Below are 22,837 nucleotides of genomic sequence, written 5' to 3'. Positions count from 1 at the left end.
GAAAACCCCGGATGGCGACATCCGGGGTTTTTTGTTTGCATGGAATGTGTGGAGAGAGGGGGGGTGCCCGCTATCCGCAGCCTCTACGCCCAACTACTTCGCCGCCGTCTCCGCCCCCTCAGGCGCCTTGCTCTTATCCACATGCACCACCACCGACATGCCCGGCGAAAGCTCCGCCGCAAGCGGCTGATCCGCATCGATCGCAATCCGCACGCCGAGACGCTGGGCGATCTTCACGAAATTACCCGTCGCATTGTCAGGCTTGATGACGGCGAATTCCGAACCCGTCGCGGGCGAAAACCGTTCCACATGGCCGGTCAGCTTGCGTCGATGCAACGCATCCACGGAGATCGTCACCGGCTGGCCCACCTGCATGCCGGCGAGCTGGGTTTCCTTGAAATTGGCGATGACCCAGACATCGTGCGGCACAACGGCCATCAATTGTGTTCCGGCGGTGACATATTGACCAGTGCGCACGCCGACCTCGCCGAGCCTGCCATCCACGGGAGCGTGGATTTCGGTATTGGCGAGATCGATCCGGGCGAGCTCGACGGCAGCCTCGGCATTGGCGACGGCCGCCTGCAGCGAGCTGCGGTTGACGATGATGGTCTGCAGATCCTGCCGCGAGACCTCAAGCGCCGCCTTGGCCTGCGAGAGTGACGCCCTCGCCTTTTCAAGCCCGGCATGGGCTTCTTCTTGCAGGCTGGAGGTGCCGGCGCCGCTCTTGATGAGATTATCCTGCCGGTCGGAGGCGAGCTGCGCCTGTTTCAGCGACGCCTCGGCACTGTCGACCGCCGCTTCACTCGAGCGGATATTGGCGTTGGCGGCATTTTCCTGCTGGCGGGAATTGTCGAGTGCGGCCTTGTGGGTATCGAGCGTTGCTTCCGCCTGCGCCTGCTTCTGGCGGTAGATGCGGTCATCGATCTTCGCGAGCAGCACGCCCTGGCTGACTTCCTGATAATCCTTCACCGGCACGTCCACGACATAACCGCTCACCTGCGGGCTCATCGTCGTGACATAACCCCGTACGAAGGCGTTGTCGGTCATTTCGACGGTGGAAAGGAACGGCGGCAGCCGCCAGGCGTAAAGCACCAGCGCCACGCCGGCGAGACCGCCGAGCAGCACGAGAATGGAAACGGGGGTAAAAAACTTCTTCAGCATTTTGTCACTCTTGGAATGTTCAAGACTGTGGTGCCGGTGCGGCATCGATGTCTTCCCGGAAAAGGAAAGGACGGATGCGCAGCCATGCAAGGTGGATCAAAAGCGCGGCCAACGCCAGCGCGGAAACGACTGAAATCAGCAGGAACGTGTCATTATAAGCAAGCACATAGGCTTCCCTGCTGACCTGCTGGCCAAGCAGTGACAGCCCCTCTGCCTTCAGCAATGCCGGATCGGTGATGACATGGCTGTAAGCGCCGGAAAGCTGCGAGACCCGCTGGGCGACCATGGGATTGGTAAGCAGGATATTTTCCACCAGAATATTGGAGTGGAACTTCTCCCGCAGCGTTACGAAACTGCCAAGCAGGCCCGTCATCAGCATCGAACCCGTGATTTGCGTGAACAGGAAGATGGTGATGAAGTTCACCAGATAGGGTGCACCCCGGGCCAGCGCGGCGGCGAAACCCTTGGCCATGACGGGCGGCAGGAACATCGCCGCGCCAAAGGCGATCATCATCTGGCTGAGATACATCTCACCCGGCCGCGTCAGATTGTTGGACTGGCTATCCATGAATGAACCGGCGGCGATCAGCGCCAGCGCAATCACATGGGCGGTATCGACGTATTTCGTCAGCATCAGCCAGGCACAGGCCGCACCGCCGAGAACGGTCGCCAAAAGCACAAGCGCATAAAGTGTCGTCGTCTGGTCGTTCAGCAGGCCGAGCTGCTGGTAAAAGCTGACCGCCGTTGAGGATTGCTCGGAGGAAACCGCACGGTAGACGAGCAGGACCGCAATAATGTGCAGGTTGGTTTTCGAGAAAATCCAGCGCAGGTCGAGCAGCGGATTCTTACGCGGCAATTCGATGAAGGCCATCAGCGTCAGAAGTGCGATCGACGTCGCCAGAAGGACGCCCAGCCACCATGTTTCGAACCACCAGTAGAACCGGCCGAGGGTGAGCATGACCGCCAGACAGCCGAGACCGCCTGCAAACAAGAGATAGCTCAGAATATCCATGCGCTCGATGACTTTCGCGCGCGGCGGCGGGGTGACCTTCAGCACATAGATCATGGCGAAAGCGATCAGCGCGAATCCCACTTCCATGGAATAGAGCGCGTTCCATCCGTCGATTTCCAACAGGGATGGCGAGACGATGCGGGCGAGCGGCGCCGACAGCAACGTGCCGGTCAGCGCTATGCTGAAACCGAGCGAGAATTTCCGGGCGGGCGGAAAGGCCTCCAGAATATAGAGAAAGCCGAGCGACGAGATCGGCGCGGCGGCCATGCCACTAACAAAACGGATGACGATTGCCGAATGCAGGTCGGTCACGAACAGGTTGAGACAGGAAGCCACGACAAACACGATAATCGAGACTTCGGCGAAGGGTCGCAGGCCATATTGCGCCCGGACCTTGAACAGCGCGATGGAAAACGTGGCGTAAGGCGCCATATAGGCCGCGGAAAGCCACGCGACCTCAGCCACCGTGGCGGAAAACTCGCCCTGCAGCTGGTAGATATTGGCCATGACGAGGTTCATGCCCAGGCCTTGCGTGATGAAGAACGACAGGCCTGCGAAGATAAAGCACAGCCGCAGCCAGAGCGGCCGCTCAACCGGCTGTGGTGCGGCGGCAGCGGCAGGTTCCGGCACGGTTTCGCCCGCGCCCGAAGCGCTCATCGGCGTCACTGCCTCTTCGGGAAGGTCGGCTGGTTTGGCAGTTCCTTCGGCATCCTGGGAAGCGGCCTTGTCAGCGGTTTGCGGTACGAGGTTGCTCATGATTGCACCCTCCCGGCCGCGAGATTTTGCAGATTGGCCGAAAGCCGGCGCATGACATCAAGCGCCGTCGCCAGTTCCTGCGAGGAAATGTCGGCGGCAATCTCGGAGCGCAGCGACTTTGCCATTGCCTGCACCGTCTCGGAGGTTTTTTCGCCCTCCACCGTCATGTGGATGCGTTTGGCGCGGCGGTCGGTTTCATCGGAGCGGCGCTCGATGAGGTTCTGCTTCTCCATGCCATCAAGCACCCGCACCAGCGTCGGCGTCTCGATTTCCATTTCCTCGGCAAGCTCGGTCTGCGTCAGCGGTCCACGCCGCGAGAGCGCAAAAAGCGCTCGCGCCCGCGCAAGCGTCAGCCCGCTCTCCCCCACCCGCGCGTCGAAAAACGCGCGCAGTTTCCGGGTGAAAGCGGAGACTTCATCGAGAAGCTGTTCCTTGTCGGTCTCGCGAGACATGTCAGCAAGCCTTATAATTAGCACACTACTTATTTTCTGCCTATTTATTCGTAAGACTGACGATTTTCAAGTTTCTTTCACGACGGGTCTGCCATGCGATAAACTCATGGCAGCGAATCACCTTGCCGGAAGAACCCGGCACCTTGTCCCCACCCCGCCTGTGGATTGCTGGGGACAACTGAAGATGTGATCAAGCTTCGTAGAGCGGACGTCAGCCTGCCACAGAGTGTTGCAACAATATCATTGACTGCCATGCCCCAGAAAGCCAAACCCGAGGTTTAAGGACAAAGGCAAAGGGAGATCGCGCAAACCATGAACGACGCTGTGAGAAAGATCACCCCCGCGCAACCGGCGGAACCGCATTACCGTGAAGCGCCGAACAATATCGAGGCTGAACAGGCGCTGCTCGGCGCCATCCTCGTCAATAACGACGCCTATTACCGCGTGTCGGACTTCCTGAAGCCCGTGCATCTTTACGAGCCGCTGCACCGCAAGATCTTCGAGGTGGCGGGCGATATCATCCGTATGGGCAAGACCGCCAATCCGGTGACGATCAAGACCTTCCTACCCGCCGACGACAAGATCGGCGATCTGACGGTGGCGCAGTACCTCGCACGTCTGGCAGCCGAAGCCGTATCGATCATCAACGCGGAAGATTACGGTCGGGCGATCTATGATCTGGCGCTGCGCCGCGCACTGATCCAGATCGGCGAGGATGTCGTCAACATCGCCTATGACGCGCCGCTCGACATGCCGCCGCAGGCGCAGATCGAAGACACCGAACGCCGTCTGTTCGAACTGGCGGAAACCGGCCGTTATGACGGCGGCTTCCAATCGTTCAACGATGCCGTGGCGCTGGCGATCGACATGGCGGGGGCGGCCTTCGAGCGCGACGGTAACCTCTCGGGCATCTCCACCGGCATTCACTCGCTCGATGCCCGCATGGGCGGCCTGCAGCGTTCCGACCTTATCGTGCTTGCCGGTCGTCCGGGTATGGGCAAGACCTCGCTCGCGACAAACATCGCCTACAACATTGCCGCATCTTACGAGCAGGAAGTGCAGCCGGACGGGTCGTACAAGGCCAAGAACGGCGGCGTCGTCGGCTTCTACTCGCTCGAAATGTCGTCCGAACAGCTGGCGACCCGTATCATTTCCGAGCAGACCGAAGTGTCCTCCTCGAAAATCCGTCGCGGTGACATTACCGAGGCTGACTTCGAAAAGCTCGTCGCCTGCTCCCAGATGATGCAGAAAGTGCCGCTTTATATCGACCAGACCGGTGGTATCTCGATTGCCCAGCTTTCCGCCCGCGCCCGCCGCCTGAAGCGCCAGCGCGGCCTTGATGTTCTGGTGGTGGACTACGTTCAGCTGATGACCGGCTCCGGCAAGAGCGGCGAAAACCGCGTGCAGGAAATCACCCAGATCACCACAGGCCTCAAGGCGCTGGGCAAGGAACTCAACGTTCCGATCATCGCGCTGTCACAGCTCTCCCGTGCGGTGGAAAGCCGCGAAGACAAGCGCCCGCAGCTTTCCGACCTTCGTGAATCCGGCTCCATCGAGCAGGACGCCGACGTGGTGCTGTTCGTGTTCCGCGAGGAATATTACGTCAAGAACATGGAGCCGCGCGATATTTCCGATCCCAAATATACTGAATGGGAAGCCCTGTTCGACAAGGTGAAAGGCACGGCCGACGTCATCATCGCCAAGCAGCGTCACGGACCGACCGGCACGGTGAAGCTCGCCTTCCAGTCCGAGTTCACGCGATTTACCGATCTCGCCGATCCGAGCTTCAGCCAGTACGAAGAGCATTGACGCGCAGCCACGCCGGCTATTGCTGAAAAACCTCGCCCCGTCCTGTTCTAGGGTGGGGCGAGGTTTTTCAATGGCTTGGAACTGACACTTCAGAGTCCGATTCATTGATTGCCCCACTCGGCAAGGCGATGACCTGATCTCCGGCGCGGATGCTGCTCTGGCGGTGGGTAATGGCGATGATAGTGATATCGCTGTCGACCCGTCTTAACTGGTCCATGATTTCCCGCTCCGTCTCCTCGTCCAGAGCCGAGCTTGCCTCATCGAGCAACAGGATGGATGGTTCGCCATAAAGCGCACGGGCAATCGCAACCCGCTGGCGCTCACCGCCGGAAAGCTTAAGGCCCCTTTCACCGACAATTGTGTCGAAACCCTCCGGCATCGCCTCTATCCGGTCGAGTATGGCCGCACGCTCGGCCGAGCGGCGAAGTTTTTCCTCATCCAGCACTCGACCGAGGACGATATTGCTCCGCAAGGTATCGTTCAGCAATTGCACCTCCTGCGGAACGATGCCAGCAGCGGCAAACCAGTCGTCCCGGCCGATTGTAGTCAGATCGGTGCCATCGACGCTGATGCGACCCGATTGCGGTGCCATGGTTTTCTGCAGGAGCCGGAAGAGGGTCGATTTGCCGGACCCGGTCTCGCCGGTGATGAAGGTCAGGCGTCCCGGCGCTGCGGTGAAAGAAACACCTTCAACGCCGCGACCGTTTTCGTAACGGAAACCCACATGTTTGAATTCTATCACCTTGCCCGACAGCTGCAGCCGGCTCGCACGTGGCGGCTCATCCTCTGCTACGGCATTCCACATGCGGGCATAGGGCGCGAAGTGGGCGAAGGATCGGACCACTTCGCTGATCGACTGCCCGATCAATTCGAAAGGCATGTTGAGCTGCAGCAGAAGCGTGTTGAAGAGAACAATATCACCTATCGAGAGGTCTCCCGTCTCATAGCGCGGCAACAGCAGATAAAAGCCGATGACCATCTGCACGGCGAGTGCAAGCGAAATCGTGAAGACGAAGCCGATCCGCCGCAGGGAGTAGAGCCGCCAGTTCCGATAAATCGAGCCCGCATTGTCCGCGAACCGACGCTTCATCCACGCCGTACTGCCGGTATGCCGCAAAGGCTCGATCATGCCGATGGCATTGCCGACAAACCCGGCATTCTCCTGCCCGGCTTCAATGGCCTTCTCCAGAAATGGCGTGGTCAGGCGGTTCGAGGCGAGCGTAAGCGCGATGAAGACCGCGCCATAAACAATGACGATGGCGACCAAATCCGCACTGAGAACCGTTCCCAGCAACAGGGTGCTGAACAGGAAGGTCGCAATGCCCGGAATGAAATAAATAAGGCCGATCTGCATGATTGCCGAGGCGGCCGACGCTCCCCGTGTCTGCGCGGCCTGAATTTCCGCCGGATTGTGATCGTTGAAGAACGACGGATGTTTATGGACGATGCGCTCGAAGAAGCGCGTTGTCGCGACATATTCCAGCCGCTCCGAATGGATGACCGACATATATTGCGTGGAGCGCTGAATACCCGTCGCCAGCGCCGTCAGACCAGCGTAGAGCGAGAAACCGAGCGTCCATTGCAGCGGCACGTCCGGCAGATCGTCGATCAAACGGGAAAACACATACGGCCCGGCGGTTGCGAGAACAGACCCGAGCAGGATCGTCAGCAGCAAGAAAGTGATAGACGGCCATGACGTCTTCAGGTCCTCGGAATAGATCCGGGAAAGCGGTCCGAATGCAACTTCACGATTGCCTGTCATCACTCTCTCCCGCCCGGCGCTGCATGAAAGATACGGCAGGCATTGGATAACGGCTTGGAAGCCTTCACTCAAGCCTGGGCTATGGTCGTCCGTTCACATTCAATATTCCGCGTGGAACAGGTTTGCGCACCATCCCGCACGTTCCGTTCCCGAGGGAAGAATATTTTCAACGGGTTGACGGCATTGTCTCACAATCCGATTCCGCGCAGCAGCGCCACGGCAGCAACACCAAGCGCGGCGGCCGGCAGGAGGCTGAGGCGCAGCGCCGCGATGGCGGTTAGCGCGCAGGCGATGGTTTCCGCCAGACCGCTCGCAAGCGCCGTCGGGGTGACCACGGCCATCAGGACGGCGGGAGGGACCACGCCGAGCGCCTTTTTCAGACGCGGTGTCAGGGTAAAATGACTGACCAGCAGCAGGCCGCCAAGACGCGTGGCGACGGTTGCCGCCATCATGGCAAGGATTGTCAGCAGCGTATTCGGATCGAGCGTCATGCCGGCTGCTCCGCCGGTTCCTCGTGGCCGAAGGCGGCAACGGCAAGTCCAGCCAGGGCGCCGGCGGCGATATACCAGGCGCCGGGAACAAGCGCATGGGTGAGATAGGCCGCGGAGGCACTTGCCACAAGCACGAAGCCGGTTTCCCTGCCTTTCCAGAAGCCCATGAGCAGCACGATGAAGACGGCCGGAAAGGCGAAATCCAGACCTATGACCGACATATCGCCAACCACCGTACCGAGCAGCGCCCCCGCAAGGGTCGCGAGGTTCCAGACGAGATAGATCGACAGGGCGGCCCCGGTGAAAAAGGACGCCGTCAATCGACCAGCAATGACGCGGAACTCCGACAGCGCCCAGGATTCATCCGTCAGCACCAGCATGGCCGCGTATTTCCGCCAGCCCCTGAAATCATCCAGCTTACCGGCGATGGAAGCGCTCATCAGCACATGGCGCAGATTGACCAGCAGTGCCGCAAAACCAAGTGCGCTCCAGCTTGCCGGATGGGTCCATAAATCCATCGCAACGAATTGCGAGCCGCCGGCAAAGACCAGCAGCGACATCAGCGAGGCTTCGAGCGGCGACAGGCCCTTGCTGATGGCGACCGCACCGAACACCACGCCGATCGGCACCATGGCGACCAGCAATGGGGCAGCCGCCCTCAATCCCGCGCCGAACTCGCCGCTTCTTCCCGATATGGACATCGCATTCTCCCTTTCGAAAGAGAGGGATTACGCTTGCGACATCCTGCGGTCTTGAACGAAAGTGACGTTATGCGGTTTTCTACTGAAACTCCGCTTTTTGTTTTGTCGCATTTCCGAACGGAAAACCGGGCTCCGCTTTTCCTGGAAATGCTTTAAACTCAAGCGACCCGGAACTGCCCCGGCGTGACGCCGGTGCGGGCCTTGAAATGCCGGGTGAAATGCGCCTGATCGGCAAAACCGCACAAAGCCGCAACCTCGGCCGGCATCTCACCGGCGCGCAAAAGGCGGCGCGCCCTGCGGATGCGCACATCCGTCAGATAGGCATGCGGGGTGATGTGAAACTCTTTCCTGAAAGCGCGGATGAGATGGGCGCGGCTGAGACCCGCGATGGAGGCAAGTTCCTCAAGGCCGATATCGGTCTCGTAATTGTCAGAAAGATAATCGCGGGCGGTGTAAACCGCCGTTTTCTCACGGGTTTCGACCGGCAGAATGATGGCGCTGCCGTGCTTGCCGAACAAAGCCGCCAGAACCGAGAACATGCCCTCATCCGCCTCAAGAGCGCCGGATTTCCCCTCCAGCCGCCGGTGCGCCATCTGAAAGGCGGCCGCCATCTGCGGATCGCGCGGCAGAAATCTTGGGAAGGATGGTGTGCCGTGGAAAACTCTGCCTGTCATATCCTCGATGATGTCGCGCAGCAGTTCCGTATCGGGATAGATCATCCGGTAGCGATAACCGCCGCCGCCCGGTGCGCCATCGTGAATCTCATCCGGATTGATGAGATAAAGATGCCCCGGCCCCGTCTGTTCGGTGGTGCCCTGAATGGTGGAAATCTGCGAGCCGCTTTCAATCGCGCCTATGGAAAACGTGTCATGCGCGTGCGGCGAATATTCGTGGGTGAGAAAAGTCGCGCTCAGGCACTCCATGCCGCCAAAACGCCGGTCACGCCAGAAACGCGTGGTTTCCGTCGTGGCAACGGGCATGAAATCAAGGGCCTGTTCCTGCGAAACATTGTGCATGAGCGAAGTTTAGAGCATTCCGTCCTTACCGTCTTGAACAAAAGTGCTAGGGTCCCAACCGGTTCAAGATCAACCGGACGCATGGCATGACAGACGACTTTGAAGATAGCTTCCCCGAAAACGAAACCGATGCTTTCGAGCACGCACCGCTGAGGCTGACCGTCGATCTCGGCGCTCTCGCCGATAATTGGCGGGACATGAAAAAGCGTTCCGGCAAGGCGCGGACGGCGGCTGTCGTCAAGGCCGATGCCTATGGTCTCGGCATCGAGGATTGCGGCGCGACGCTTTACCATGCTGGCGCGCGTGATTTCTTCGTGGCGACTGTGGCCGAGGGTGCGACCCTGCGTTCCTATGCCCCGGAAGCGCGTATCTTCGTGCTATCAGGCATATGGCAAGGCCAGGAACACCAGGTTTTCGACAATGACCTGGTACCGGTTCTGGCCTCCGAGGAACAGCTTTCCTTCTGGATGGCGACGGTTGCCGAGCGTGGTGACCACCCCTGCGCGCTGCATGTGGATACCGGCTTCAACCGTCTGGGGCTGCCGCTCGACGACGCCTTGTTTCTGGCCGACGACGTGACGAGGCCGGCGAGTTTCGACCCGGTTCTGGTGCTGTCGCACCTCGCCTGCGCCGACACGCCCTCCTCGCCGATGAACAGGGTCCAGCTCGAATCATTCCGGAAGGTTAGCGCTGCTTTCGAAGGCATCGAATCAAGTCTCTCGGCTTCCGCCGGGATATTTCTCGGCCCCGACTATCATTTCGACCTCACCCGCCCCGGCATCGCCCTTTATGGCGGCGAAGCGGTCAATGACATGGCAAACCCGATGCGTCCCGTCGCCACGGCCGAAGCGCGGATCATCCAGATCCGTGAAGCGGGCGAAGGCCAGACCGTGAGTTATGGCGGCACCTTCCTGCTGAAACGGGCAAGCCGCCTTGCCATCGCATCTGTCGGTTATGCGGATGGATACCAGCGTTCGCTTTCCGGCTCCGGCATTCCGCTGCGCGAAATGGGCCATGGCGGCGCCTATGGTGTGGTCAACGGGCACAAGGTCCCCGTTGCCGGCCGGGTGACCATGGACCTCACGATTTTCGACGTGACGGATGCTCCGGCCAATGCCATCCGTGCCGGCGACTATATCGAGCTTTTCGGCCCCAATGTGCCTGTTGATGAGACCGCACGGGCGGCCGGCACCATCGGTTACGAGATGCTGACGGGGCTTGGCCTGCGTTATGAGCGGCAATATCTGATGGCCGACGACTAGGCCGCAACCTTGGCGCTTGGAAAGCGGAAGCGACCTGTGCTACAAGAGAACAAAAGGAGATCGAAATGCCCGAAATCCATTTGAGCGAGCAGGACGAGAAGTTCATCGAGGAGCAGGTGGCCGCAGGCATCTATAGCGATGCGGATGCAGTCATTCATGCGAGCCTGCAATTGCTGAGCAGTGACGAGGGAAGACTCGCGGAGCTCCGGAAGATGATTCACGAAGCTGACGCAGAGTTCGAACGGGGTGATTACGTGACCTTTACGGCGGACGATGATCTGACCGCCTACATCATCGAACGCGCCAGAAACGAAAAGTGACAAAGGCCCGCGCCTATTCGCTGTCATCGCGCGCCATTCGTGATCTTATCTACATCTATAAATATCTGGAGGATAGAAATCCGGCCGCCGGCGAACAGTTCGTATCGGCCATCGAACGGAAAATCCGGGACACGGCGCGGCTAGGTCTCACAGGGGTTTCCCGTGACTGAATCAGTAGCGGCCTTCGCGCCGTCAATCATAAAAATCGCTGCATCTATTTTCGTGTAAAAGAAAACGAGCTGCGCATATTACGCATCGTCCATGGCCATCAACACATTGGCGCTGAAGACGTAGAAGAAGAAAACTGACATCACATGGCCAAAGCCAAGACCCAATTCGTGTGCCAGAACTGCGGCACGGTTCACACCCGCTGGGCGGGAAAATGCGAAGGCTGCGGCGAGTGGAATACCATCGTCGAGGAAGATCCGATGGGCGGCATCGGTTCCGGACCGGGCAAGACGCCGAAGAAGGGCCGCCCCGTCACGCTCACCTCGCTTTCCGGTGAAATCGAGGAGGCGCCGCGCATCCCGACCGGCATCAGCGAACTCGACCGCGCGACCGGTGGCGGTTTCGTGCGCGGCTCTGCGGTGTTGATAGGCGGCGATCCCGGCATCGGCAAATCGACGCTGCTCATGCAGGCGGCGGCCGCCCTTTCGCGGCGCGGGCATCGCATCGTCTATGTTTCGGGCGAAGAAGCTGTGGCGCAGGTGCGCCTGCGCGCCCAGCGTCTGGGTGCGGCCGAGACCGATGTGCTGCTGGCCGCCGAAACCAATGTCGAGGATATTCTGGCGACGGTTTCCGAGGGCAAACGTCCCGATCTCATCATCATCGATTCCATCCAGACGCTCTGGAGCGACACGGCCGACTCCGCCCCCGGCACGGTGACGCAGGTGCGCACCGGCGTGCAGGCGATGATCCGGTTTGCCAAGCAGACGGGCGCGACCATGGTGCTTGTCGGCCACGTCACCAAGGAAGGCCAGATTGCCGGCCCGCGCGTGGTCGAACATATGGTTGATGCCGTGCTTTATTTCGAAGGCGACCGCGGCCACCATTACCGCATTCTGCGCACCGTCAAGAACCGCTTCGGGCCGACGGATGAGATCGGCGTGTTCGAAATGTCGGACAAGGGGTTGCGCGAGGTTTCCAACCCTTCCGAACTGTTCCTCGGTGAGCGCAACGAAAAATCGCCGGGCGCCGCTGTCTTCGCCGGCATGGAAGGCACGCGCCCTATCCTGGTCGAAGTACAGGCGCTGGTCGCCGCCACCTCGCTCGGCACGCCGCGCCGCGCCGTGGTCGGCTGGGACAGTTCGCGGCTCGCCATGATCCTTGCCGTGCTGGAGGCCCATTGCGGCGTGAAGCTCGGCCAGCACGACGTCTACCTGAACGTCGCCGGCGGTTACCGCATTTCCGAACCGGCCGCCGATATGGCGATTGCCTCTGCGCTCGTTTCCTCGCTTGCCGGTCTTGCCCTGCCCGCCGATTGCGTCTATTTCGGCGAAATCAGCCTGTCGGGCGCGGTGCGGCCGGTCTCGCATACGGGCCAGCGATTGAAAGAAGCTGAAAAACTCGGCTTTTCCGCCGCACTTCTGCCTTCTGCTTCGGCTGAATTGCCGAAAGGCGGCAAGGGGCGCTGGACGGAAATCGAAAGCCTTCCGGACCTCGTGGCCCGCATCGCCGGCTCCGGCAACCGGTTCAAACAGGTTGAGGACGACGAATATTGATCCTTTCGCCAAGGGAAACAGTGGTGTAAGAGGATCGCAAAATTGGCAAGGCAGCGTCTGACAAGGCGTCGCACCTCCGGAGTTGGTATATGCCCATTACAATTTTCGACGGCATCGTCATCGCCGTTGTTCTTTTCTCCGCCATTCTTGCGATGGTACGCGGTTTTTCTCGCGAGATTCTGTCGATCGCGAGCTGGGCCGGTTCGGTCGCCGCCGCCTATTATCTTTATCCGGTCCTGCTGCCCTATGCGCGCAACTATACCGATGACGACAAGATCGCCATTGCCGGCTCGGCTGGCGTGGTTTTCCTTGTCTCGCTGATCGTGATTTCCTTCATCACCTCGCGCATTGCCGATTTCATCATCGACAGCCGCATCGGCGCGCTGGATCGCACGCTCGGTTTCCTGTTCGGCGCGGCGCGCGGCATTCTGCTTTTGGTCGTCGCGGTCGCCTTCTGGAACTGGCTGGTGGATGTGAAGACGCAGCCGGAATGGGTGACGCAGGCGAAGTCCAAGCCTTTCCTCGACGGGCTGGTCGGCAAGCTGGAGGCGGTTCTGCCTGACGATATCGAGCCGCAGATCCGCGCCCGCATCCTCGGAAAGCCACAGGAACCGACGACCACGCAGGCGCCTGCGGAAGATGTGCCGGCCACAAATCCGCCGGCAACGAATAATTGACACAGTGTCGCGCCTTGCAATGCATGCAAGGCGCGCTATTTGTGCTAAATATCAAGCACGACACAGACGGACCGACCGGGGGAAATACTCACCGGAGAGGTCTTTCTTTTTTCTCGTTAGAGAGCAAGGGCAAGCCGGATGATTGAGCCGCTTTCGCATTCCACATTCCATGGGGCCACTTTCAAGGAAGAGATCGACGGCGACACGCTGCATGAAGAATGCGGCGTGTTCGGCATTCTCGGCCATGCCGACGCTTCGGCGCTGACTGCTCTCGGTCTGCATGCGCTTCAGCATCGCGGCCAGGAAGCGGCGGGCATCGTCTCCTTCGACGGCAAGCGCTTCCATCAGGAACGCCATATGGGCCTCGTCGGCGATCATTATACCGATCCGGCAACCCTTGCCCGCCTGCCCGGCTCCATCGCGATTGGCCACACCCGTTATTCCACGACAGGCGAAGTGGCGATGCGCAACGTGCAGCCGCTGTTTGCCGAGCTGGAAGAAGGCGGCATTTCCATTGCCCATAACGGCAATTTCACCAATGGCCTGACGCTTCGCCGCCAGATCATCGCCACCGGCGCCATCTGTCAGTCGACCTCCGATACCGAAGTCGTTCTCCACCTCATCGCCCGTTCGCGTCACAGCTCCACCGCCGACCGTTTCATCGACGCCATCCGCCAGATGGAAGGCGGCTATTCGATGCTGGCCATGACGCGCACCAAGCTGATTGCCGCGCGCGACCCGATCGGCATCCGCCCGCTGGTCATGGGCGAGCTTGATGGTAAGCCGATCTTCTGCTCGGAAACCTGTGCTCTCGATATCATCGGCGCGAAATTCGTGCGCGACGTTGAAAACGGCGAAGTCATCATCTGCGAAATCCAGCCGGATGGTTCGATCACCATCGATGCCCGCAAGCCCTCGAAGCCGCAGCCGGAACGGCTCTGCCTGTTCGAATATGTCTATTTCGCCCGTCCCGATTCCGTCGTCGGCGGTCGCAACGTCTATACGACACGCAAGAACATGGGCATGAACCTTGCCAAGGAAGCGCCGCTGGAAGCCGATGTCGTGGTTCCGGTTCCCGATGGCGGCACGCCGGCAGCTCTTGGTTTTGCGCAGGAAAGCGGTATTCCCTTCGAATACGGCATCATCCGCAACCATTATGTCGGCCGTACCTTCATCGAGCCGACGCAGCAGATCCGCGCTTTCGGCGTCAAGCTCAAGCATTCCGCCAACCGGGCGATGATCGAAGGCAAGCGCGTGGTGCTGGTGGACGATTCCATCGTGCGCGGCACGACCTCGGTCAAGATCGTGCAGATGATCCGCGAAGCGGGCGCCAAGGAAGTGCATATCCGTGTCGCCAGCCCGATGATCTTCCATCCGGATTTCTACGGTATAGACACGCCTGACGCCGACAAGCTGCTGGCCAACCAATATGCCGATGTCGAAGCGATGGCGAAGTTCATTGGCGCCGATTCGCTCGCCTTCCTGTCGATCGATGGGCTTTATCGTGCCGTTGGCGGCGAGAATCGCAACCATGCGCGTCCGCAGTTCACGGACCATTATTTCACCGGCGACTATCCCACCCGCCTTCTCGACCAGAACGGCGAGGCCATGGGCAGCAAGATTTCCATGCTGGCCAGCAACGGCTGATTTTCCAGATCAACAAGCGGCCACCGGCTTCCGGGGCCGCTTTTTTCTTGCCTTTTGTTCAGGCAAGCGCATGCGACGATATGATCGCTTGCGAAAGGCCAGCGGCGCTTCGTAGAAGGAAGCGCAATCATTTCGGGGGAGACCATGACTATCGATCTCAAGGGCCGCATCGCTCTCGTTACCGGCGCTTCGCGCGGCATCGGCTATTTCACGGCGCTGGAACTTGCCAAGGCTGGCGCGCATGTCATCGCCTGCGCCCGCACGGTGGGCGGCCTTGAGGAGCTGGACGACGCCATCAAGGCCGTCGGCGGCACGGCGACGCTCGTTCCCTTCGATCTCTCCGACATGAAAGCCATCGATGCGCTTGGCGCCAATATTTTCGAGCGCTGGGGCAAACTTGATATTCTCGTCGCCAATGCCGGTGTTCTCGGCGTCATCTCGCCGGTTGGTCATATCGAAGCGAAAGTCTTCGAAAGGGTCATGAACATCAACGTCACCGCCACCTGGCGGCTGATCCGCTCGGTCGAGCCGCTGCTTCTGAAGTCGGATGCCGGCCGCGCGCTTATCCTGTCCTCGGGCGCCGCCCATAGCTGTCGCCCCTTCTGGGGTGTCTATTCCACCTCCAAGGCGGCAGTCGAAGCGCTGGCCCGCACCTGGGCAGCGGAGACGCAGAAGAGCGCGCTTCGCGTCAACAGCATCAATCCCGGCGCCACCCGCACCGCCATGCGCGCTCAGGCCATGCCCGGCGAAGATCCGACAACCGTACCGCATCCATCAGAGGTGGCTGCGGCCATTCTTCCGCTCGCCTCGCCCGATCTGACCGAAACAGGCAAACTCTTCCTCGTGCGCGAGGGAAAATTCGTGGACTACCGCCAGCCGGAGTGAATATTTTCCGCTCTGAGCGGCGATACGGCCACCACGGTTGCTCTTGACCGGGCCGCACCGCCGCGCCATAAAGCAAGATATGAGAACGATGATCTGCACCTGCTGCTGAGATTTTTTTTGCTGGTTCGCCACCGGCCAGATCGTTTTCGTCTCCCGCAAGGTCAAGAAAGATAAACGTTCCGGCCAGGATAATATTCTGCCTCTAGGGAACTGCCGCATGTCCTTGCGCCTGAAATTTCACAATACACTCACACGCGAAAAAGCGGAATTTGCGCCGATCGACGCTGACAATGTGCGCATGTATGTCTGCGGTCCTACCGTCTATGATTTTGCCCATATCGGCAATGCCCGCCCGGTCATCGTGTTCGATGTTCTCTACCGGCTGCTGCGCCACGTCTTTGGCGAAGACCATGTGACCTATGCCCGCAACATCACCGATCTCGATGACAAGATCAACGCGCGGGCGCTGCGGGATTATCCGCATCTGCCGCTGAACGACGCCATCCATGCGGTGACGAAAAAGACCGCCGACCAGTTCCATGAGGATGTGGCCACGCTCGGTTGCCTTCCGCCGACCGTCGAACCGCGCGCCACTGACTATATCGCGGAAATGATCGACCTCATCGAAAGGCTGATCGCGCGTGGCCATGCCTATACGGCTGGCGGCGAGGTGCTGTTCGATACAAGGTCGATGGCCGATTACGGCCAGCTTTCCAAGCGGCCGCTGGACGAACAGCAGGCGGGCGCGCGCGTGGCGGTGGAAGCCCACAAGAAGACACCCGGCGATTTCGTGCTGTGGAAACTGTCCTCGGATAATGAACCGGGCTGGGAAAGCCCCTGGGGTCGCGGTCGTCCGGGCTGGCACATCGAATGCTCGGCCATGGCCGGTCGCTATCTCGGTGAAGTTTTCGATATTCACGGCGGCGGGCTCGACCTCATCTTCCCGCATCATGAGAACGAAATCGCGCAATCGCGCTGCGCCAACGGCACGCATGTCATGGCCAATGTGTGGATGCATAACGGCTTCGTGCAGGTGGAAGGCCGCAAGATGTCGAAGTCCGAGGGTAACTTCGTGACGATCTACGAATTGCTGCACACGGACAAATTCGGCGGTCGGCAATGGCCGGGCGAGGTTCTGCGCCTTGCCATGCTGATGACGCATTATCGCGAGCCGATCGATTTTTCGGTGAAGCGTCTGGAAGAGGCTGAACGCCTGCTCGCCAAGTGGCCGGCGGCGGAAGCCTCCGATGCCGCCCCGGACGAAACCGTGCTCGAGGCGCTCGCCGACGATCTCAACACGGTTGCCGCCGTTCAGGCCCTGCATGCGCTGGCGCATGCCGCCAATACCGATCCATCCAGGCTGCCCGCCTTTGCGGCGAGTGCTGCCCTGCTCGGTGTCCTACCGAAGAAGACGGAAATGGACGAGGCCATCGTTTCCGCCGTCGATGCGCTGGTTGAGCTGCGTCTGGAAATGCTGAAGGCGAAGAACTTTGCAGAGGCCGATCGCTTGCGTGACGAGCTTTCCGAGAAGGGCATTCAGTTGAAGGATGGCAAGGACAAGGAGACCGGGGAGCGGACGACGACGTGGGAGTTGAAGCGGTAGGCTCCGCGTTCGAGGCTACCCCCCTCTGCCCTGCCGGGCATCTCCCCCTCAAGGGGGGAGATCGACCTGCTGCGAGGTCTCGCCCATCTCAAAGCTTGAGAGTGGAGCAACGGTAGTGCTTCTAGCTGATCTCCACCCTTGAGGGGGAGATGCCCGGCAGGGCAGAGGGGGGTTAAGCGCCACGGCACGCCCTTGCTTTCGCCCACACCATACTCCAATCTCGCGGCACCCCATCAAGCTGCGAGCATTCCCGTGCCCCACGCCAAGGTCAATCCTCAACATCGGTCGCATGCCCGGCAGATGCGAAAGACTATGACCGACGCCGAACTGAAGTTCTGGAACGCTGTCCGCGCTCACCGCCTTGACGGCCTGTCTTTCAGACGCCAGCTGCCAGTCTCCGGATATATCGTTGATTTCGCTTGCCCGTCGCATAAGATCATCGTCGAGTTAGATGGGTTTCAACATGCGGAAGACGCTGCGGTGGCCTATGATCAGCAGAGAACGCGGACGTTTGAGGAACTTGGCTGGACAATCCTCCGTTTCTGGAACGAGGATATTCTGAAGGACATCGACAATGTCTGTCTCCACATTATCCGAACGGTGAAGGAGGACCGGCCATGACGACATATACCGGCGGATGCCAGTGCGGCGCGATCCGTTTTCGCGCCAGCGGGGAGCTGAAAGACAGTTCCATATGCCATTGCCGCATGTGCCAGAAGGCCTTTGGTGCCTATTACGCGCCGCTGGTTTCGGTGCGGGGCGTGGAATTTGAATGGACCCGCGGAGAGCCGAAACGCTTCCAGTCCTCCAGTGTCGTCAAGCGCGGTTTCTGCCCCGAATGCGGTACGCCGCTAACCTATGAAGCGCCTGATGGCGTGGCGGTGGCGGCCGGGGCCTTCGATGATCCTGCCGCGCTGCCGCCGACCATTCAGTGGGGCGTGGAACGCAAGATCGATTTCGTCGACAGCCTTCACACACTGCCTGCCGTTGCCACCGAGGACGACCTGACGCAGGTGGACTATCTCGCCGATCTCGTTTCCTATCAGCACCCTGACCACGACACCGAAAACTGGCCACCGGAGAACAAATAATGAGCGAAGCGGGATTTTCCGGCGGCTGTCAGTGCGGCGCCGTGCGTTTCCATGCGGGCAAGCTCGGCCGCGCTTCCATCTGCCATTGCCGCATGTGCCAGAAACATTTCGGCAATTTCTTCGGCGCGCTGGTCAGTGCCGATCAGGCGCACCTGACCTGGACGCGCGGCCAGCCTGCCCTCTTCCGCTCCTCGGCAAAAATCCATCGCGGTTTCTGCAACAAGTGCGGCACGCCGCTGACCTATCATTATCCCGGCGGCGCGGAGATCGCCATTGGCGCTTTTGACGAGCCGGAGCGCATCGAACCGCAGGTGCAGGTCAATTTCCACAAGCGCATGCCGTGGATCGAACAGCTCTTCGGCAAGCCGGTAGTGGAACAGGGCGTCGACGAGGCGGAAATCACCTCCTATCAGCATCCGGATCACGACACGGCCAAATGGCCACCCGAAGGAAACTAAGACATGACCGAAGAATTGCGCGGCTTTTACCCCGAGATCGAACCTTTCGAGACCGGCATGCTTGATGTCGGCGACGGCCACACGATCTATTGGGAAAGGGTGGGCACACGCGGTGCAAAGCCGGCGGTTTTCCTGCATGGCGGCCCGGGCGGCGGGGTGAACCCGACGCATCGCCGGGTTTTTGATCCGGCACTTTACGACGTCATCCTGTTCGATCAGCGCGGCTGCGGCCGTTCCACGCCGCATGCGGAACTGGAAGCCAACACCACCTGGCATCTGGTCGCCGACATGGAAAAACTGCGCGCACTGTGCGGCTTTGAAAAATGGCTGGTTTTCGGCGGTTCCTGGGGCTCGACGCTGGCGCTCGCTTACGCCGAAACCCATGCCGACCGCGTCAGCGAACTGGTTCTGCGCGGCATCTACACCGTCACGAAGCCGGAGCTGGACTGGTATTACCAGTTCGGTGTTTCCGAAATGTACCCTGATCGCTGGGAAAACTTCATCGCACCAATCCCTGAAGCGGAACGCGGCGCGATGATGCAGGCCTATAATCGTTATCTCACCGGCGCGGACGAAACCAAGAAGCTGGAATGCGCCAGGGCATGGAGCCAGTGGGAAGGCGCGACCATCTCGCTGGTCACCGATCCGGAACGTGTCGAGGATTTCGGCGAGGACAAATATGCCATCGCTTTCGCACGCATCGAGAACCACTTCTTCGTCAACGGCTGCTGGCTGGAGGAAGAGCAATTGCTGCGCAATGCCGGCAAGCTCAGGGATATTCCGGGTGTCATCGTGCATGGCCGTTACGACATGCCCTGCCCGCTGAAATATGCCTGGCAGCTTGCCAAGGCCTGGCCGAAGGCGGATTTCCATATCATCGAGGCGGCCGGACACTCGATGAGCGAGCCCGGCATCCTTGACCAGCTGATCCGCGCAACCGACCGTTTTGCAGGGAAATAGCCAGTCCTTTCAGAGCCTTGGACCGGCCGGATGAGAGAATGATTCACGCGGGCTTTCCAGCGGCTATCATCCGGCAGATTATGACAGCAGCCCGTTTCAAGGGCAAACCGCCTTTTATTCATGCAGTTTTTCTCATGGACGCTTCACGGAAATGAATTGGCTCGCACCATGCCGATCCGGTATGAAGGGCCATCCCTAATAATTGGCGGTACTCCCATGGCACTCGATAAAACGCTCCCGGCCCAAGAGGGCGGCGATAGCGCGCGCGGTTTTGCTTTCGCGCTTTCCGCATATCTGCTGTGGGGGTTCCTTCCCTTCTACATGAAGGCGGTTGCGCATATTTCGCCGATCGAGGTCATCGTTCACCGCGTCGTCTGGTCGGTGCCGATCGCCGCTGCCGTACTCATAGCGATCGGGCGGACGACGGAAATCAGGGCGGCGCTGAAAAACCCGAAAATGCTTGCCATGGCGAGCCTTACGGCCGCTCTGATCAGCATCAACTGGGGTGTCTATATCTGGGCGATCGGTGCGGGTCGCGCGCTCGATGCGGCTTTGGGTTATTTCATCAATCCGCTGTTCAGCATCTTCCTCGGAGCAGTGCTTCTGAAGGAAAAACTCTATCCGGCGCAGATCGCCGCCATCGTTCTGGTGGCGCTCGCAGTCGCGATCCTCACCTGGCATGCGGGCAGCCTGCCGTGGGTTTCCATTGCGCTCACCGTGTCCTGGGGTTTTTACGCCTTCTTCCGCAAGACGCTGCCCATCGGCGCAACGCAGGGCTTCCTGCTTGAAGTCATGCTGCTGTCCATCCCTGCCGTGCTGGTCATGGCCTGGCTGGGGTTCAGCGGACAGGCGCATTTCATGGGTGGCAATGCGGCCGACACCTGGCTTCTGGCAGCCAGCGGCGTCATCACCGCCGTGCCGCTCATCCTCTATGGCAATGGCGCAAAACTGCTGCGGCTGTCGACCATCGGCATCATGCAATATATCGCGCCGACGATGATCTTCCTCATCGCCATCTTCGTCTTCAAGGAACCCTTCGACATGGTGCGGATGGCGGCCTTTGCGATGATCTGGGTGGCGCTGGCGATCTATACAGGCTCGAGCCTGCTGCGGCTCAAGCGGTAATCCGGGCTGCTTCCCTCATTCCTGTGCTCATCACAGGAATGAGAGATGGGGTCAATAATCCACCAGCAGCTGCGGGTTCGCATCATACCCGAAACGCGGCTTGACGCCGAGAAGGCCTGCCGTCTGGGCGATGATTTCGCGGGTCATTGGGGCTGCTGTCGAGGCCGCCGTGCGCCCGCCGTTCACGCCGGTCCTCGGAGCATCGATCATCGTCAGCACGACATATTTCGGCTTGTGCATGGGAAAACCGGCCACGAAGGCGTTGAAATTGATATCCTTGGCGTAACGCCCATTGATCACCTTGTCGGCGGTTCCGGTCTTGCCGCCCACGTGAAATCCCTCCACCTGCGCGCCACGGCCGGAGCCCTTGATGCCGTTCCAGTTGAACAGGTAACGCATATCCGCACTGGTCTTGTCTTTGATGACGGTGCTCGCCAGCGATACCGCAGCCTCTTTCGAACGCGGCAGGAAGGTCGGCGAAATCAGGCTTCCGCCATTGATGAGGGCTGCTGCGGCCACCGCCGTCTGCAACGGGGTGGTGGCGACGCCATGGCCGAAGGAGATGGTGACGGAATTGATCTTCTTCCAGTTTCTCGGCTGGGTGGGGGTGGCCACACCGGGCATTTCCGTGTCCATTCTGGTAAGAAGCCCGAGTTTCGTCAGGAACTGCTGATGGCCTTCGACACCGACCTTGTCGGCCACCGCCGCCGTGCCGATATTCGATGAATATTGAAACACCTCCGGAATGGAGAGCGGCCGGTTCCGGCCCTTGAAATCCTTGATGGTGAAGCCGCCCATGCGGATCGGCCGCGACGCATCGACCACCGAATTGAGTGTGATCGCCCCCGCATCCAGCCCCATGGCGAGGGTGAAACTCTTGAAAGTGGAGCCCATTTCGAAGGTGGCGTTGCTCATGCGGTTGAACCAGCCCTTTTCATACTCCCTGTCGATGCTGCCATCGGCAAGGGTGCGGGAAGGTTCGTTCGGATCGTAATCCGGCACGGAGGCCATGGCCAGCACTTCGCCCGTCTCCACATCGAGGATCACCGAACCCGCCGCTTCGGCCTGATAGGCGCTTTTCGCCTTCACGACCACTTCGCGGACGATGTTCTGTACCCTGAGATCGATGGAGAGCCGCACCGGCTCCAGCGGCGTGCCGCTGGCAAGACCGACGGCGCGCAGATCGGCCAGCCCCTGCTGGTCGAGGTAACGCTCCATGCCGGCAAGCCCCTGATTGTCGACATTGACGTGGCCGATAATATGTGAAGCGGTGGGGCCACCCGGATAAAACCGTCGCTTTTCCGGCCGGAAACCAATGCCCGGTATGCCGAGATTGAGAATATCCGCCTGCTGCCGGGGCGTCAGCTGACGTCGCAGCCATTGGAAGCCGGTATCCGAACGCAATCTGCGGTGCGTTTCACGCCAGTCGATGTTGGGAATGACGGTTGCGAGTTTTTCCACCACCTCGTCCGGATCGACGATCCTGCGCGGATCCGCATAAAGCGAGACCATATTGAGATCTGTCGCCAAAAGCATGCCATTGCGATCGACAATATCCGGCCGGGAAGCGACGGCATTGACGCCGGTGTTGATCCATGCGGTCGCCACCGGTTCGGCAAGGCCATATTGGACGAGACGCGCGGCGACGACACCATAGATGACGACAAAGGCGGCAATCAGGATGCCGAGCCTCATTCGCGCATCGCCCCTGCGGCGGGCGGCGGAGCCGAGGATCGCCTCACTGCCCTCTCCGGGACTTCTCCTGATAATGAAATGCGCCCGGCTTTTGAGCCGCACCACAAAAGCAATCATTTCCTGATGACACCCACCCTCATGGCGGCGAAAACGAATTCCGCGACAACCAACGCCCTATTGAGGCTGGCACAAGATCATTCGCGGGGCCATGGAAAGAGCGGGCGGACCGATGC

General features: G+C 60.1%; 22 protein-coding genes. 14 read left to right on the top strand and 8 right to left on the bottom strand.

Going from position 1 to position 22,837, the window contains the following annotated elements; all coding sequences use genetic code 11:
- Positions 1-93 precede the first annotated feature (93 nt).
- The 3 genes from DA915_RS05500 to DA915_RS05490 are packed head-to-tail and all read right to left on the bottom strand — an operon-like array spanning position 94 to position 3,381.
- Positions 94-1,161: an HlyD family secretion protein gene (locus DA915_RS05500; protein ID WP_107675448.1), complete on the bottom strand. Its 1,068-nt coding sequence runs from the start codon at positions 1,159-1,161 to the stop codon at positions 94-96.
- 19 nt (positions 1,162-1,180) lie between these two features.
- Complete coding sequence (locus DA915_RS05495; RefSeq protein ID WP_192886416.1) at positions 1,181-2,929, bottom strand: MFS transporter; 1,749 nt, start codon at positions 2,927-2,929, stop codon at positions 1,181-1,183.
- Complete coding sequence (locus DA915_RS05490) at positions 2,926-3,381, bottom strand: MarR family winged helix-turn-helix transcriptional regulator (protein ID WP_003502054.1); 456 nt, start codon at positions 3,379-3,381, stop codon at positions 2,926-2,928. The genes DA915_RS05495 and DA915_RS05490 overlap by 4 nt, the downstream gene beginning before the upstream one ends.
- A 312-nt stretch (positions 3,382-3,693) precedes the next feature.
- Between DA915_RS05490 and DA915_RS05485 the strand changes: the two genes are divergently transcribed.
- Positions 3,694-5,190 (top strand): replicative DNA helicase, encoded by a 1,497-nt coding sequence (locus DA915_RS05485; RefSeq protein ID WP_003502052.1) that lies wholly within the window; start codon positions 3,694-3,696, stop codon positions 5,188-5,190.
- Positions 5,191-5,257: 67 nt separating this feature from the next.
- Here DA915_RS05485 and DA915_RS05480 read toward each other — a convergent pair whose 3' ends face one another.
- The 4 genes from DA915_RS05480 to DA915_RS05465 all read right to left on the bottom strand — a co-directional run bounded on the left by DA915_RS05480 (position 5,258) and on the right by DA915_RS05465 (position 9,160).
- Positions 5,258-6,952 carry an ABC transporter ATP-binding protein gene (locus DA915_RS05480; RefSeq protein WP_107675341.1) on the bottom strand — a complete coding sequence of 565 codons (1,695 nt, stop codon included), beginning with the start codon at positions 6,950-6,952 and terminating at the stop codon, positions 5,258-5,260.
- Between the two features lie 188 nt (positions 6,953-7,140).
- Positions 7,141-7,443 (bottom strand): AzlD family protein, encoded by a 303-nt coding sequence (locus DA915_RS05475; RefSeq protein ID WP_020009504.1) that lies wholly within the window; start codon positions 7,441-7,443, stop codon positions 7,141-7,143.
- Entirely contained in the window at positions 7,440-8,144 is a 705-nt protein-coding gene (locus tag DA915_RS05470) for an AzlC family ABC transporter permease (protein WP_107675340.1), read from the bottom strand. Before DA915_RS05470 ends, DA915_RS05475 begins: the two co-directional genes overlap by 4 nt.
- 158 nt (positions 8,145-8,302) lie before the next feature.
- Positions 8,303-9,160 (bottom strand): AraC family transcriptional regulator, encoded by an 858-nt coding sequence (locus DA915_RS05465; RefSeq protein WP_192886415.1) that lies wholly within the window; start codon positions 9,158-9,160, stop codon positions 8,303-8,305.
- 86 nt (positions 9,161-9,246) lie between these two features.
- Here DA915_RS05465 and alr point away from each other — a divergent pair, with 86 nt between their 5' ends.
- The 13 genes from alr to rarD all read left to right on the top strand — a co-directional run bounded on the left by alr (position 9,247) and on the right by rarD (position 20,909).
- Positions 9,247-10,422: an alanine racemase gene (alr, locus tag DA915_RS05460; RefSeq protein WP_107675339.1), complete on the top strand. Its 1,176-nt coding sequence runs from the start codon at positions 9,247-9,249 to the stop codon at positions 10,420-10,422.
- Positions 10,423-10,487: 65 nt separating this feature from the next.
- Positions 10,488-10,742 carry a type II toxin-antitoxin system ParD family antitoxin gene (locus DA915_RS05455; protein WP_107675338.1) on the top strand — a complete coding sequence of 85 codons (255 nt, stop codon included), beginning with the start codon at positions 10,488-10,490 and terminating at the stop codon, positions 10,740-10,742.
- Positions 10,739-10,912 carry a type II toxin-antitoxin system RelE/ParE family toxin gene (locus DA915_RS05450; RefSeq protein WP_020811173.1) on the top strand — a complete coding sequence of 58 codons (174 nt, stop codon included), beginning with the start codon at positions 10,739-10,741 and terminating at the stop codon, positions 10,910-10,912. Before DA915_RS05455 ends, DA915_RS05450 begins: the two co-directional genes overlap by 4 nt.
- 144 nt (positions 10,913-11,056) lie before the next feature.
- On the top strand, positions 11,057-12,463 hold the full coding sequence (gene radA, locus DA915_RS05445) for a DNA repair protein RadA (protein ID WP_003502040.1): 1,407 nt from the start codon (positions 11,057-11,059) through the stop codon (positions 12,461-12,463).
- 89 nt (positions 12,464-12,552) lie between these two features.
- Positions 12,553-13,140 (top strand): CvpA family protein, encoded by a 588-nt coding sequence (locus tag DA915_RS05440; protein WP_003502039.1) that lies wholly within the window; start codon positions 12,553-12,555, stop codon positions 13,138-13,140.
- Positions 13,141-13,278: 138 nt separating this feature from the next.
- Positions 13,279-14,787: an amidophosphoribosyltransferase gene (gene purF / locus DA915_RS05435; RefSeq protein WP_020810187.1), complete on the top strand. Its 1,509-nt coding sequence runs from the start codon at positions 13,279-13,281 to the stop codon at positions 14,785-14,787.
- A 144-nt stretch (positions 14,788-14,931) separates the two neighbouring features.
- Positions 14,932-15,672, top strand: a complete 741-nt coding sequence (locus tag DA915_RS05430; protein WP_003502023.1) for an SDR family NAD(P)-dependent oxidoreductase — start codon at positions 14,932-14,934, stop codon at positions 15,670-15,672.
- Positions 15,673-15,889: 217 nt separating this feature from the next.
- Positions 15,890-17,275, top strand: coding sequence for a cysteine--tRNA ligase (cysS, locus tag DA915_RS05425; RefSeq protein ID WP_107675337.1), 1,386 nt, complete (start codon positions 15,890-15,892; stop codon positions 17,273-17,275).
- Positions 17,276-17,587: 312 nt separating this feature from the next.
- Positions 17,588-17,896: an endonuclease domain-containing protein gene (locus DA915_RS05420; protein WP_236772919.1), complete on the top strand. Its 309-nt coding sequence runs from the start codon at positions 17,588-17,590 to the stop codon at positions 17,894-17,896.
- Positions 17,893-18,366, top strand: coding sequence for a GFA family protein (locus DA915_RS05415; RefSeq protein WP_107675335.1), 474 nt, complete (start codon positions 17,893-17,895; stop codon positions 18,364-18,366). Before DA915_RS05420 ends, DA915_RS05415 begins: the two co-directional genes overlap by 4 nt.
- The gene (locus DA915_RS05410; RefSeq protein WP_107675334.1) at positions 18,366-18,824 is read left to right on the top strand and encodes a GFA family protein; all 459 of its coding nucleotides are present in this window, start codon (positions 18,366-18,368) and stop codon (positions 18,822-18,824) included. The genes DA915_RS05415 and DA915_RS05410 overlap by 1 nt, the downstream gene beginning before the upstream one ends.
- 3 nt (positions 18,825-18,827) lie before the next feature.
- Positions 18,828-19,784, top strand: coding sequence for a prolyl aminopeptidase (gene pip / locus DA915_RS05405; protein WP_107675333.1), 957 nt, complete (start codon positions 18,828-18,830; stop codon positions 19,782-19,784).
- 216 nt (positions 19,785-20,000) lie between these two features.
- The gene (gene rarD / locus DA915_RS05400; RefSeq protein WP_003502010.1) at positions 20,001-20,909 is read left to right on the top strand and encodes an EamA family transporter RarD; all 909 of its coding nucleotides are present in this window, start codon (positions 20,001-20,003) and stop codon (positions 20,907-20,909) included.
- 51 nt (positions 20,910-20,960) lie between these two features.
- Here rarD and DA915_RS05395 read toward each other — a convergent pair whose 3' ends face one another.
- Positions 20,961-22,721, bottom strand: a complete 1,761-nt coding sequence (locus DA915_RS05395; RefSeq protein WP_107675332.1) for a penicillin-binding protein 2 — start codon at positions 22,719-22,721, stop codon at positions 20,961-20,963.
- Positions 22,722-22,837 lie beyond the last annotated feature (116 nt).

The organism is Agrobacterium sp. LAD9 (assembly GCF_003031125.1).
Lineage (GTDB): Bacteria > Pseudomonadota > Alphaproteobacteria > Rhizobiales > Rhizobiaceae > Agrobacterium > Agrobacterium radiobacter.
This window is presented reverse-complemented; position numbering and strand designations above follow the sequence as displayed.